General features: G+C 35.3%; 12 protein-coding genes. 8 read left to right on the forward strand and 4 right to left on the reverse strand.

Features of this window, described 5'->3' with window-relative positions; translation table 11 throughout:
* The 4 genes from AB8B65_RS00565 to AB8B65_RS00580 all read right to left on the reverse strand — a co-directional run.
* Positions 1-1463: sodium:solute symporter family protein (locus AB8B65_RS00565; RefSeq protein ID WP_405298843.1), on the reverse strand; the 1463-nt coding region annotated here is incomplete at its 3' end.
* Positions 1464-1492: 29 nt separating this feature from the next.
* Positions 1493-1756, reverse strand: coding sequence for a DUF4212 domain-containing protein (locus AB8B65_RS00570; RefSeq protein WP_405298844.1), 264 nt, complete (start codon positions 1754-1756; stop codon positions 1493-1495).
* An 86-nt stretch (positions 1757-1842) separates the two neighbouring features.
* Positions 1843-2535 carry a hypothetical protein gene (locus AB8B65_RS00575; RefSeq protein ID WP_405298845.1) on the reverse strand — a complete coding sequence of 231 codons (693 nt, stop codon included), beginning with the start codon at positions 2533-2535 and terminating at the stop codon, positions 1843-1845.
* A gap of 35 nt (positions 2536-2570) precedes the next feature.
* Positions 2571-3374 carry a DNA alkylation repair protein gene (locus AB8B65_RS00580; protein WP_405298846.1) on the reverse strand — a complete coding sequence of 268 codons (804 nt, stop codon included), beginning with the start codon at positions 3372-3374 and terminating at the stop codon, positions 2571-2573.
* Positions 3375-3493: 119 nt separating this feature from the next.
* Here AB8B65_RS00580 and AB8B65_RS00585 point away from each other — a divergent pair, with 119 nt between their 5' ends.
* The 8 genes from AB8B65_RS00585 to AB8B65_RS00620 all read left to right on the forward strand — a co-directional run.
* Positions 3494-3901, forward strand: a complete 408-nt coding sequence (locus AB8B65_RS00585; RefSeq protein WP_405298847.1) for a hypothetical protein — start codon at positions 3494-3496, stop codon at positions 3899-3901.
* A gap of 330 nt (positions 3902-4231) precedes the next feature.
* Positions 4232-5809 carry an alkaline phosphatase family protein gene (locus tag AB8B65_RS00590; RefSeq protein ID WP_405298848.1) on the forward strand — a complete coding sequence of 526 codons (1578 nt, stop codon included), beginning with the start codon at positions 4232-4234 and terminating at the stop codon, positions 5807-5809.
* Between the two features lie 111 nt (positions 5810-5920).
* Entirely contained in the window at positions 5921-9532 is a 3612-nt protein-coding gene (locus AB8B65_RS00595; protein WP_405298849.1) for a Dyp-type peroxidase, read from the forward strand.
* A gap of 154 nt (positions 9533-9686) precedes the next feature.
* Positions 9687-11306, forward strand: a complete 1620-nt coding sequence (locus tag AB8B65_RS00600) for a tetratricopeptide repeat protein (protein WP_405298850.1) — start codon at positions 9687-9689, stop codon at positions 11304-11306.
* Between the two features lie 124 nt (positions 11307-11430).
* Positions 11431-11982, forward strand: coding sequence for a porin family protein (locus AB8B65_RS00605; RefSeq protein ID WP_405298851.1), 552 nt, complete (start codon positions 11431-11433; stop codon positions 11980-11982).
* Between the two features lie 132 nt (positions 11983-12114).
* A complete protein-coding gene (locus AB8B65_RS00610; protein WP_405298852.1) occupies positions 12115-12726 on the forward strand; it encodes a hypothetical protein in 612 nt (203 codons plus the stop codon).
* A gap of 54 nt (positions 12727-12780) precedes the next feature.
* Positions 12781-13524, forward strand: a complete 744-nt coding sequence (locus tag AB8B65_RS00615; RefSeq protein ID WP_405298853.1) for a fibrobacter succinogenes major paralogous domain-containing protein — start codon at positions 12781-12783, stop codon at positions 13522-13524.
* A gap of 243 nt (positions 13525-13767) precedes the next feature.
* Positions 13768-14099, forward strand: a 332-nt coding sequence (locus AB8B65_RS00620; RefSeq protein ID WP_405298854.1) for a lipocalin family protein, incomplete at its 3' end; no start/stop codon positions are given.

Raw genomic sequence — 14099 nt, forward strand, 5'->3', positions numbered from 1 at the left:
ATTGCTGGGAAAAATGATGCTGCCGCCAAACCAAATGCCAAGGCGACGACGGCGGCGACAAATCCTGGTGGATAAATTCCGAATAAACCTGCAATAATAATGGCTACAAAAATTGCAATGCGTGCTGCCAATAATTCGCCTTTATCTGAAATGTCTGGTTTTAATTGTTTTTTGATTAAATCGTGAGAGATGGATGTTGAAATTACCAATAACAATCCTGCTGCGGTTGATAACGCTGCGGCCAATCCGCCAGCGGCAACTAACGCAATAACCCAATTTGGTAATTTTGCAATTTCCGGATTTGCCAATACCATAATATCTCTGTCTACATACAATTCATTTTTTTGCATGGTTGCGTTGGAAACTTTGCGTTCTCCATGAATTCCTCTTTCTTCGGTATATTTAGGTTTTCCAACTAAAGCATCTCCTGCTACATATTGAATTTTTCCATCGCCATTTTTATCTGCCCAAGCAATTAATCCTGTGTTTTCCCAGTTTTTGAACCAATCTGGAATTTGCTCATATTCTGTATTACTTACAGTTTCAATTAAATTTGTTCGTGAAAATACTGCAATTGCTGGTGCCGTTGTGTATAAAATTGCTATTAATAATAATGCAAATCCTGCAGATTTACGCGCGTCTTTTACTTTTGGTACGGTGAAGAAGCGAACAATGACATGTGGCAATCCTGCCGTTCCGACCATTAACGCCAGTGTGATTGCAAATACGTCCCAAGTTGATTTGGTTCCGCTGGTATATTCATTAAAACCGAGCTCGGTATGTAACGCATCGAGTTTGTCCAGCAGAAAAACGCCGGGTTCTACTTCGCCTCCCATTCCTACTTGCGGAATGATGTTTCCTGTCATTTGCATCGAAATAAAGAATGCTGGTACCATAAAAGCGAAAATGAGTACGCAATATTGCGCTACTTGTGTATACGTGATTCCTTTCATTCCGCCTAAAAAGGCAAAGATCAAAACTACGGTCATTCCTATGATGACACCAACATTAATATCTACTTGCAAAAATTGTGAAAATACAATTCCCACGCCGCGCATTTGTCCAGCTACATAGGTAAATGATACAATTAAGGCACAGATTACAGCAACCGTTCTTGCGGTATTTGAGTAATAGCGATCTCCAATAAAATCGGGTACCGTAAATTTTCCAAATTTCCGTAAATATGGCGCAAGTAATAGTGCGAGCAATACATATCCGCCTGTCCAACCCATCAAAAATACGGAGCCGTCATATCCTGCAAAGGAAATAATACCTGCCATGCTGATAAAAGAAGCGGCACTCATCCAATCGGCTGCTGTTGCCATTCCATTTGCTAAGGGAGAAACACCTCCGCCAGCGACATAAAATTCTTTTGTTGATCCTGCTCGCGCCCAAATTGCGATTCCAAAATAAATGGTAAATGTTACCCCAACTAAGATCCAGGTCCATGTTTGTACACTCATGTTTTTTTTGTTTTTAAGTTGTGATACGTTTATTCGTCAAAGCCGTATTTTTTATCTAGTTTGTTCATTAATCGGACATAAACGAAGATGAGAATTACGAATACGTAGATAGCTCCTTGTTGTGCAAACCAGAAGCCTAATTTGAATCCGCCAAGTCTGAATTGATTGAGTTCTTCACGGAATAGAATTCCGCAACCATAGGAAACCACAAACCATATTGAGAGTAAGATGGCTAAGTATTTTATGTTTTCTTTCCAGTATGCTTTTGCGCGTTTTTGTTGGTCATCGGTCATATTTGGTTGGTTTTTGGGTAAATCAGAAAGTTGCAGCTTTCATTTTCAATTACGCCTACTAATATACGAATTCAACTCACATATTACTAAACCTTTATTTTAGTCAGGTCAAAACCAATTTCCTTTAAATACGAAAAAGCGTTTTTATTTGCCAAAACCGTTAATCCTTCAACATTTTCAATAGCTTTAAAACATACATTCAATATGCGACCTGTTGTATAAAAGTTGGTCATATCAAGTATCGGATTTTTTTTAGATTGCAAGGTTTCAAATTTTGACATTAATTCTTCTTTATCAGAAATTGTCAAACCTCCAATCAATTTTATTTGATATGGTTTTTTGTCTATTACTTTAATTGGAGAACTATTAAAAAAATGTTGCTCCAGTAATTCTATATAATTTTGAAGTTCAAGATCATCCATATTTCTTTTCACTAAACCAATGAGATCGCGCATAAAACATTGTTCTTTTGATTTAGAAATTGGCGACCGGAATTCAGTTGAAGTTTCTTTAGCATCTATTTTTAACTTTATACGAACAGAAACTCCACCTAGAATAATCCTTTCATCTGATGTTGGATCAATTACAACTTTTTTTGCTTTGGAAACTATTTGTTTAGAAGTAATTGGATCTATTTGTTTTTGAGTCCACACATTCCCAGCGTCCTTGAAATGACTACAAGATTCTTTTGTAACCAATAAAGTCCATTCACCTGTATCCTCTTTTAGTTCAAAAAGAGATTTATTAATATGTGCTGGCCATATTGTTACTTTTAACATTGAATCCGAAGTTTTAAATTCTACATTTTTGATTTTTACTTTTTCAAAATTGTGCGCATGCCTCTTTTTATAATGTATGCAGTTTCTTTAGTGTCTGATTGTTTTTTCCATTGTGAGCAAAGTCCACTTACCCAATCGGGTTGTGATTTGCTGGCATCGTTCAACCAATTTCCTACCGCATCTCGCACATATTTTGAGGCATCCGATTGTAAAGGTATTAGTACAGATAAGGCTTTCGCTGGATTTTCCTGAAAAGCAGCTATTTTCTTCGTCCAAACACCAATTGGGCGCATAGATTCTGCTGCAAAACGACGAATGTTCTCGTCGCTACTCGTTGTCCACTTGCTTAGCAAATCTACGGAAGTGTCCAAATCGGTAATCATGCGCTCTTTAGTGGCAAAAATTACGACTTCGCGCACGCCAAAATGTGTATCGGCTGCATACGGCTTCATTATTTTTAATAATTCTGGTACCGAATCGTGCTGTGTACTTTCTGCCCAACATGCCCAACATCGTACCAAATCGGACGTATGCTTTTTTAGTTCAGCATAGATTTTTTTATCAGAAGTAAGTAACGCAAATGTTTCCCCAATCACTTTTGTGTTACTGTTAGCAGTTGGCTTTTTTTGTGCGTTTACAGCGACTTCAAAATCGGGATACCAAACTGATTTCCCTAACGAATTTAACACCAATTTCAGCAATACCAATTGGTCGGCTGCCAGCCATTCCATAAGGTTTTTTGTTTCCACCAAACCTTTATTCAAGTATTCAATAACTTCTGGATTGAGATCTTTTAAACTTCTTGGTCCTTTTCTGTTAATAATATGCTCAGGAATCATGTGATGCTTTTTTTGAAGTTTCTAAAGTACGGAATTTAAGAGCATGTTAATAGCTTCATAAAACATTTTGATATGCATTTTTGAAAAGATATCTTTAGAGTGTTTAGAATGTAAAAGATATGAGAATTATTATTGTTTTATTGTTTGTACTAGGTATTGGAAATACGTTTGCACAAGAAAAAAAGACAGACAAGGAAGGTATTACATGGATTCGTATGGATTTATCATGTGAAAGTGGTACAAAAGATGCAAAAGCAGATTTCAAAAAAGGAATGTACACTTCTTATTCCTATGGATTAGTCGTTGAGACGAATCCTAAATTCGCTCGGTTTTATGAAAACTATATGAAAACCAACTATAAAATCACCTCCAAAAATATGGGATGTGTTGTTTCGGAACGTTCTGAATGTTATTCAAAAACTATGAAAGCGTTGGTAAAAGATAAATTTGGAAAAGATATTTTTACACGTGCGCTAAAAGAAGCCAAAGAACTATACGCGAATCACACACCTGATAAGAAAAATTGATTTTATAATTAACATTTAAAACCACATTGGGTTTCCCTGATAAGTTCTGCAACTCAAATAATATGTATGGTTGTACTTCGCGTGATAGAGCCGCTGCTTGGAGAAACTACTTAGAAGTAAATAAGCTTTTGCAAAAGGAACATACTAAACCAGTTTCGTTTGCGTATGAAGGAACGAAAAAGTAAGCTACAAAGAATTTCTTTCAGATGTTGAAATTTGATTTATTTTGAAAGCTTATTCTTACGTATAGTCTCCCATTTCACTAGTTGTATTTGGATTACAGCACATTATCTTATAAATTGAATGTCAAAACCCTTCAAAACTATAAAAATGGCTACCACCGAAAACAACAGAGATTCCCAAAAAAAGAAAATAAAACACGTGATTGTTGTCATGTTTGAAAATCGATCGTTTGATCACATGTTAGGTTATTTGTATAAAGATCAACACAATACATCGCCGCTTGGTCATCCGTTTGAAGGATTGACAGGTAAAGAAACGAATCCTGATAATGAAGGAAATTCAATTCAAGTATTTCCTATTGATCCAACTGATAAATACGCGTATTACATGCCAAAAATGGATCCTGGAGAAGGATTTATGAATACAAATTTTCAGTTATTTGGCGCTTTAAATCCTCCATATCCTGAAAGTATTGGAAACAATCAAGGTTTTGTGCGTGATTTTGAAAATAAGATTGCAGAAAAGTATTTTGGCGATCCACCATTAAAACCAAAAAAAGCTACCACGAAAACTACACCTAAGAAAAAAGCGTACGATACAAATTACGATCATTCCAAAGATTATAAAAACGACAGCTATAAAAACTGGTATCAACACCATGCGCCTCCAAAATCTGGAATAGAAATCGTTAGTAAATTTCATGGCACAGCACCTAAAGATATCATGGGAATGTATACACCAAACTTGCTGCCCATTTTATCAAATTTAGCAAAAGGATATGCAGTTTGCGATCAATATCATTGTTCGGTTCCTTCGGAAACACTTCCAAATCGTGCGTTTATGCACATGGCTACTTCGGAAGGTCATTTGTATGACGAACTAAAATCGTATAGCGCTAAAAGTATCTTTAAAAACCTTTCTGATCACAATCATACTTGGGGAATTTTCGCTGATAAATTACAAAAACCATACACCTACAGTTTTTGTCAAGATGTAGCCGACAATCCTATTCCTGAAAATTGTTTTGTGGGAAGTTTTGATGATTTTAAACTAGAACTCAATAGTGGAAAGTTACCTGATTATACATTTTTAGAACCATCTTGGGGAAGTCATGGAAACAGTCAGCATCCAAATTATGACGTAGCTGCTGGAGAAGCATACATGTTAGAAATTTACAATGCTGTAAGAACGTCTAAATATTGGGAAGAAACGCTTTTAGTCATTAATTATGACGAACACGGCGGTTGTTACGATCATGTAACGCCACCAGAAGGCGCCGTTCCGCCAAGTCCAACAACTCAAAATAAAAACGGATTTAAGTTTGATCGTTTTGGAGTGCGCGTTCCGTGTATTTTAATTTCTCCTTGGATAGAAGCTGGAACGGTATACAGAACAAAAAGTGAAACGCCACTTGATCATACTTCGCTACTCAAAACCATTGAAGTATTGTTTGATTTGCCACCATTAACTGGACGTGATGCGGCAGCTTCGGATGTTTTGGACGTATTAATACGAGAAGAAGCGCGAACCGACAATCCGATGGAAGGTATTAAACCTCCTGTAGCCGATGAGTCCGTAAAAATTCCGAATCATGCTTCGCAAATTGTACGAGCGCAAGCAGATGCAATTACCGATAAAATAAACCGTGATGCAGGAACGCAAAATAAAACTCCTGAATTTCATTCGGATGAAGAAGCAAGTGCATACATTCATCAACAACAGTAAAATATAGATAAAGTATCACAAGAAAAGCGCAACAATATCTGCGTTGGGCTTTTCATTTTCAAAAAAAATTAGTCACCTACATATCACTAAAAATAACTTATAACCAACCACATGAAAAATCAGAAAAAAACACCCGTTTTAGATGATAGAATTTCACAAGTATATCACCTAGCACAACCTGGCTTAATGTATATGCCAACCAATGGAATATTCTTAACTATTGAACTCAATAGATCAGGAAAAAATGCAAAAGAGGAAATAATATATGCTATTCGCGAATTAACAGAAATAGCTGGAAGCATGGAAGTCACATCGCGAATTGTTGCTGGATTCTCTGCGAATATTTGGAAAAAATGGACAGGAAATACACCACCAGGCGGACCAAAACGAAACACGATTTTAAAAGAAACCGATTATTTTAGAGACACAAGAGGAGATTTATTTTTATACTTAAAATCAGAAGCGTTTGAAAACTGTGAAAAACTTAAAGAAGCAGCACTTGAACTCTTAGGCGTTTTCATTAAAGACCTTTCTGAAACGCATGGAAAAATGCGCAAAGACCGAAAAGTATTAGATCATCATTTTTATGATGGAATTACAAGTCCTTCCGATCCTGCGCAAGTTGTCGGGTCAATTATACGCGATGAAGACACGCAATATGCAGGAAGTAGTTGGGCATTTACGCAACGTTTTAATGTAAAATGGGATTTCTTTTCACGCTTAAACACAGATCAAAAATCGGATGTAATTGGACGTGATTCTGAAGGTGTTATTATTCCTGATGATGACAAACGAAGTCATATTCAACGTGCTAGAGTATACAACCATCAACGAGAAAATATAAAACTCGTTCGGCAAGCACTTCCGTTCGGACATTCAAGTTCAGGAGCAGGAAGAGAGCAAGGAATTTATTTTGTGGCGTATGCGAATGAAACAGCATCCATGGAAAAAATAATGCGCAGTATGGCTGGTGACGGACATGGCGCAGCGCCCGATCATCTTTTAAACAATGTCCAAGGGATTGCAGGCGGTTATTTTTATTTGCCAAATATCATGGAACTTGGTTTGTATAATGGATTAGATTTAGGAGATTTTCAGGTTGATCCGCATTGGAAAACTAGAAGTAAAAACGGTTGGATGTTTTACAATTCCAACGATTACTTGACTGTTATGGGAACCGATCGTTATCCTGATCCGCCATCACAACGAATTCTGCACCTCATCGGAAATATTTTTAGTTTGTGGAGAACACATTGGTATCAAGTTCGTAACATTCCGCACGTTCCACATTTAAGAAATTTTCTTGAACCTGATGAAGAATGGGTTATGGAAGCGCCAATTCCTGTTAGAAAAGGAATGGCGATCAAAAAAAGTTTAAGTTGTGTAAATACAAATCCAAATTATCCGCAAACAGAAGAAATGTATGCGTGGCAAGCAGATCAATTTCGAATAGATCCAATGGATATTCTCTTCGGAATTATGCCAGAATTATCGCTTGGAAGAGGAAAAGAAGTAATGCCGTATTTACGTGACGATGAAAAACAATACGCGTTTTCGTTGATGTTAGATGAATCTTCGGCAATGGGACACGTTGTTCCTAATCATAAAAAAATGTTAGCCATCGGTTTGGGTGAAATGATTAATGAAGTTACCGTCCATGAGAAAAATGCAGAAGGCGATCAACTTACATTCTACACATCTTCACGTTTGGCTTTAGAAGGTGTACAAGGTTGGTTGCACAATTATGCGAATATGGCAACGCAGATGGCAAAAGAAAAAAAGCACAATCCGCAAGAGCGTAAAAATTTAAAACAAATTGCCAAACGTGCTCAAAAATTAATGACTGACAAACCTGAAAGTTTTATTGAAGCAGTGCAGTTGATTTTTACGATGCATGCATGTTTTCATTTGACAGGAAATCCTGTTGCTGTAGGACGATTGGATCAATTACTAATTGATTTCTATGAAAACGATCCAATTTCAGAAGAAGCTGCGCAAGAGGTAATTGAAGCGTTCTGGATAAAATTGGGCGAAAAAGCATTGCACAATCGCCATTATGCAACAGATCACGTAAGTTATGGAACAACTGCCGTTTCTTATATTGGTGGAAACTTTCCGCAAGGTGGCGGAATCAATCAATGGGTACAGCAAGTTACAGTTGGTGGATATTTGCCAACCGACGGTAAAAAAAGTGAACCTGGTGCAAATCCAATTACTTTAATGGCATTAAAAGCTTCTCGAAGACTTCCGTTAAATGCTCCTTGTTTATCGCTCAGAATCTATAAAGGAATGGACGAAGAACTTTTAACCGAAGCAAGTAAAGCCTTGTTAAGTGGTGGCGCGCATCCGATTTTGTTTCAAGAAGATAGAATGATTAATGGGTTGCATAAATTTACTGGATTTCCAATTGAAGATGCCAGAGATTTTGCCTGCGATGGTTGTTACGAACCTATGATTGCTGGAAAAACCGAATTTTGCTTTAGTAACATTACGCCTTTTGATGCTTTTGAATGCACTATGAATCAAGGTACTAAATACAGTATGGCAGGGCCAATTTACCTGACAGGTTGGAAAACTTCTTGGCGATCGCCACATGCGGCAGCTATTAAAACATTTGATGAATTTAAAGAAATTTTCTTAACGCATTTGGAATGGTTTACGGTTCAGTTTTTTAATAATACATTGATGAATTACGGAAATTTATGGAAAATTTGTCCAAGTCCTATGCTTTCTACCATGATTGAAGGTTGTGTAGAAGTTGGAAGAGATTTAACCAATGGAGGCGCAAAATATCACACCATAGCACCAATGTTTGTTGGTTTGGCTACAACGATAGATTCATTGTATGCTATTAAAAAAATGGTGTTTGATGAAAGTGCTGTATGTACACTTCCGGAAATGCTTGATTGTTTACAAAACGATTGGGGTTATGATATGCAGGAACCATCGCAAAGTACCTTAGAAGGACAAACTAGAATTGATGTAACAGCCAAGCAATACAAGCAATGGCGACAAATAGCGTTGAACTTGCCTAAGTTTGGAAATGGACATAAAGAAGTTGATAAAATAGGAACTTGGTTGTCTGGTAATATGTGCGATATTGCAATGAATACACTAAATAATCCGCCAAGTCCGTTAAAAGAAACGCTGGCAACTTTAGAGAAAAACTACTCTACTCCTACTAGAAAGTGGGAATTGCATTTGTGTCCTGGCGTAGGAACTTTTGAAGGTTATGTTGGTGATGGTGCAGGTAGTGGCGCTTCCGCAGATGGACGTAGAAACGGACAACCTTATCCGTCAGACTTTAGTCCGGCTCCAGTTCCACAAGATTTGGATGCAATTCCGCAGCATGAAGATTCGGCACAACCAATTCCGGGTACGTACAGAGAAATTTACAAAGCGATGAACAGTTGGAATAGCAAAGAGATTTATCATAAAATATCGAATGCTTCTCCTGTTGATTTGAATGTAAAGGAAGATTTCCCATTGGAAGATATGGTGAAATTTATTACTGCGTATTCAAAAGGAAAAGTAGGATCAAACTTAATTACGGTGACTGTTGCTGATCCAAATACATATCAAATGGCAGCAAAAGAACCTGAGCGTTTTGAATTGGTCAGAGTACGAATGGGCGGCTGGACAGAGTATTTTGCAGCCATGTTTCCAGAACATCAAAAGCAGCATGAAAGAAGACCGTTTTTTATTCCCGAAAAAAAGAAATAACTCATCGCAAACCCAAAAGCTCAACAATTACTGTTGGGCTTTTTTTATCTAGAAAATGAACTTCTTATCTAGAAAAAAATCATTTCTATGTATTTACTATCAGTTTGGTTATATTTAAGAGTATTTTTGATCTGATATTACAATTAATAGAGCAATGCTAAAAAACCTGTTTCCCAACTTTTTTATTACGCTATTCGTATTTCTATTGACTTTTAGTATGACATTCGCGCAAAGCGAAACAGATTCTTTAAAGCAAATTTGGAAAAATGAGAGAGAAATTGATAGTGTTCGATTCAATGCCTTAGATACGTATTACGACAGCAATAATCAAATACAGCCAGATTCGGCACTTGTATCTTTAGCGTATCATTACACGTTAGCCAAAAAGAAAAATGCGCCCAAACAATTGTTCATGGCGGCAAAAAGAAAAGGAAATATTCATAGACTTAAAGGCAATTATGACATTGCAATGGCTGCTTATGAAGAAGCCAAAAATTTAGCAATACAATTAAACGATATTGTGTTACAAGCCGATATTATGGCAAATATGGGTAATGTTTTTATTTACCGACAAGATTATAAACAAGCGACACAACATTTTTCTAACGCATTAAAAATTTATCAAGATAATAACAATACTAGAGGTGAATCGCACATGCTCACAAATTTGGGAAGTGTATATTTAATCATTGATAATTATGATTTAGCATTAGAGTATTACCAAAAAGCACTTTCACTTTTAAATGATAGAGGTTTTGAAGACAGAAGAACAGCAATTATTTATATAAATATTGGTTGGACCAATTTTGAAAAAGAATTGTATGAAGATGCAAAAGTTTATTATGAGAAAGGGCTTAAAATTCTGCAAGTAAAAAATGAAAAGTTTTTTATTTTAGGTTGTTATGCTGCACTAGCTAGTATACATCTTAGATTAAATGAATTAGAAACAGCTGATTTCTACGCTCAAAAAAGCTTAGTACTTAGTAAAGAGTTAGGAATAAAACATAAAATTATTAACGCCAAAATTAGCATTGCACAAATAATTTTTAGAACTGATATTGATGAAGCTACAAAACAAGGTGAAGTTATCTTAGCTAGTTTACCTGCAAGTATTAATAAAGAATCAAAGCGCAATTTGTATGAATTACTCTACAAATGCTATAAAGCGCAAAATAAGTTAGGGCTTTCACTCCAAATGCACGAACAGTATACCGTTTATAATGATAGTATAAAAGCAGAAAAAAATGCTTTTGCAGTAGCTAGGGAAGCTGTTAAAAATGAGTTTGAAGCAAAATTATATCAAACACAAGTTGAAAACGAAAAGAAACAAGCAGCTTTAAAATTAGAACAACTGAATAGAACTTATGCCATTATTCTTGCATGTATTTTAATAGTTGCTGTCATACTTTATTATGCAAGAACAACTCATGTTGCCAATCGTAAAAAAAGAGAAATCTTATTAGACGAATTAGAACGTCTTAAAGATTTGGGCGAAACAATAAAATTACCTTCAAATACATTTGAATTGGATCGCGATAAAATTCAACATTTTTTAGATCGGAAATTAAATGAAACCGATTGGAATGTGCTGAATATTTTACTTAGCGATCCTGTAATTTCAAATAAAGAAATTGCCGAAAAAGCATATAAAAGCGTCGATGGAGTCGGTTCATCTTTGCGAAGAATGTATGATTATTTTGAAATAAAAGAATCAAAGTATAAAAAAATATCGCTACTTATGGAAGCTATAAAACTCTCAAACAAAGCTGCTTAAACTACAACTTCTTTCATAAAACCCTAGCATTTAAGGGATTCACGCCTACGCGTGAAGTATATTTATATAAAGTTTCGGAATTTTGACAACAAATAGAAAAGATAATTAAAAATTAAAATTTTTTATGAAAAAGATTCTTTTAACTACTATTGTACTTATTTCATATACTTTTACTGCCAATGCCCAAGATATTAAATACGGAGCAAAAGCAGGATTAAATTTTTCAAATTTAGAGTTTGATATTTCAAGTGATTTCGAAGAGGATGACGCAGAAGACGTAAATGGTAAAACAGGATTTTACATTGGTGGTTTTGTTGATATTTCGGTATCTGAAAAATTTAGTATTCAACCAGAACTTTTATACTCAATAGAAGGTGCAGAAGATGCTGGAATTAGTTTTATCAACATACCCGTAATGGCTAAATATTATGTAGCATCTGGCTTAAGTTTACAAGTAGGTCCACAAATAGGATTCTTGGTTGATGCTGAAGATGATGCAGATGAATTCTTAAAGTCTACTAACTTCGGATTGAATGCAGGAATAGGATATGACTTAATAGGCACAGGATTCTTCTTTGATGCAAGATATAACTTTGGACTTTCCGATATCGGTGATACAGAAGGATTTGAAGTTAAAACGAAAGGAATTCAAATAGGTGTCGGATACAAATTCTAAACACTCAATACCAAAACAAACTAATAACCAACCTTTTACCTAGCAAACCAATACACATTTTACCATATTCATGTGTACAAGTGGCTATTTGTTGTAGTTAATTGTACACATTAACAACTAAAAAAAAATGCTATGTTTAAGAAAATAATGAAATATGCCATGCTGGCTCCGTTACTGATGGCTTTTCAGTGCGAAGAAGATGAGGTTGAAAGCACATTGGTATTTAACAAATACAAAGCTAGTATTACAGCTTCGTCTAGTTTTTCGACAGATGATACTATTTGGATTAGCGGAAAAGTTTCATCAAACGCTTTTGATCTTGCTGTAAATGATTCTGTTTTTAGTGATAACCCACAAAGCGATGTGTTTTCAGTCTATAAACTTATAGAACCTACAGAAGTATCTAATTGTAAAGATGCTATTGATCAGTTTGAATTAATTATTGACAGTGGATTGTATTCTTTTTTACCTTCTTGTGAAAACGCACAAATCACTGCTTCTCCAGAATTGGAAAGTAACAATTCAACATACAGTTACCGAATTGGATTAAAACCACTCACTCCTGGCGATTATGTAATTAGTTGGCAAAATGCTGCTATTCGAAATACAAATAGAAATGAGGCTATTATTGAGGCTTATCCGATAGAAAACCATCCTAATCAAATTGGATTTGATAGATGCGGTAGTACATCTTGGAGGTTTTTAAACGAATCACAAAGAGAATACTACTTCACTGTAGAATAACAGTATATACGTCTCGATATATCCCTATTTTTAAAATTAAAAAAGCTATAAATTATGAAATCATTTATGAAACTAAGTATTCTATGCTTATTTGCATTACTCTGCGTAGGATGCGCAAGCGATGACGACAACGATGGTGCAGAACCAACTGAAGTTCCAGCATTAACGGTAACGGATGCTGATGGAAATGTATACAATACCATTACAATTGGAAATCAAACTTGGATGTTGGAAAACCTAAAAACAACCAAATATAATGATGGAACTCCCATAACCGAATGGACTTTTGGTATGGATTGGGGAAGTTTACTAAATCAAGAAGCATTTTATCAATGGGCTAATACTGATGATTTGAATAATGTTGTTGATGAAGAGTTACCTTTTGATCATTATGGTGCAATGTATAATCATTTTGCAATAGAAACTGGAAAACTGGCTCCTACAGGATGGCGTATTCCTACCGAACAAGACTTTAGAACCTTGGAAAACTACTTAACTAACAACGGATTTAACGGTAATGTGGTTGATGCATTAAAATCGAACTCAGGTTGGGCAAATACTACTGGAAATGGCACCAATGCTTCTGGGTTTAATGGATTGCCAAATGGATATGTATCAGCTGGCGGTACTGCAACTGCTTCAGAATTAATATGCTCCTGGGGAACAACAGATGTTGAAGCAGGACCAATAAACTCTTCTACAAACAGAAGATGGATTCAATTATTTAATGAGTCTACAATTTCATATTCAGACACTTCAATACTACTTGGTGTTGCTATTAGATGTATTAAAGAATAATGTTTTAAATATTACTAAAAGTTCTCAGATTACTCTTATATGATTAGGTTTTCGTTAAAATAGCCACGAAAACACTAAAATTAAAGCCAGCAAATTCACTTTTGCTGGTTTTTATTTTTATCCTGTTTTCTCTTTTTTAAAGCAAATTTATAAAAAATGATCTGTAGCTTTCTGTAACTTTTACAGAAATTAATACACACATAGGCATTCATCATAAAATACCAACTAAAAATAAAAGATCTTATGAAAAAAGTCATTGTAGCCGTTTTTGGCTTGTTACTCATGTCATGTACAAATGCTGAACAATATGAAAAAATTGTCGGAGAATGGAATTGTTCCGAATGGATTGTTGAAGCTACAGGCATAAATAGATGTAATGATAACATGTATTTTAATTTTAAAGCTGACAAAACATACACTTCAAAAGTAACAGGACTTGAAGAAACAGGTGTGTACCGAATTGAAAACGGAAATCTTTATTCAACACCAAAAGATAAGTTAGAAATTGGCGTTGAAATAAAAAATTTAGCTAAGGATACTTTACAATTTGTAATGAGTCGAGCTGGACAAAAAGA

This window comes from Kordia sp. (assembly GCF_045105435.1).
GTDB lineage: Bacteria > Bacteroidota > Bacteroidia > Flavobacteriales > Flavobacteriaceae > Kordia.

Excerpts from the sequence above, each read along its gene's own strand:
- AB8B65_RS00570 (WP_405298844.1), bottom strand. The coding sequence starts at position 1,756 with ATGACCGATGACCAACAAAAACGCGCAAAAGCATACTGGAAAGAAAAC.
- AB8B65_RS00575 (WP_405298845.1), bottom strand. The coding sequence starts at position 2,535 with ATGTTAAAAGTAACAATATGGCCAGCACATATTAATAAATCTCTTTTT.
- AB8B65_RS00580 (WP_405298846.1), bottom strand. The coding sequence starts at position 3,374 with ATGATTCCTGAGCATATTATTAACAGAAAAGGACCAAGAAGTTTAAAA.
- AB8B65_RS00585 (WP_405298847.1), top strand. The coding sequence starts at position 3,494 with ATGAGAATTATTATTGTTTTATTGTTTGTACTAGGTATTGGAAATACG.
- AB8B65_RS00590 (WP_405298848.1), top strand. The coding sequence starts at position 4,232 with ATGGCTACCACCGAAAACAACAGAGATTCCCAAAAAAAGAAAATAAAA.
- AB8B65_RS00595 (WP_405298849.1), top strand. The coding sequence starts at position 5,921 with ATGAAAAATCAGAAAAAAACACCCGTTTTAGATGATAGAATTTCACAA.
- AB8B65_RS00600 (WP_405298850.1), top strand. The coding sequence starts at position 9,687 with ATGCTAAAAAACCTGTTTCCCAACTTTTTTATTACGCTATTCGTATTT.
- AB8B65_RS00605 (WP_405298851.1), top strand. The coding sequence starts at position 11,431 with ATGAAAAAGATTCTTTTAACTACTATTGTACTTATTTCATATACTTTT.
- AB8B65_RS00610 (WP_405298852.1), top strand. The coding sequence starts at position 12,115 with ATGTTTAAGAAAATAATGAAATATGCCATGCTGGCTCCGTTACTGATG.
- AB8B65_RS00615 (WP_405298853.1), top strand. The coding sequence starts at position 12,781 with ATGAAATCATTTATGAAACTAAGTATTCTATGCTTATTTGCATTACTC.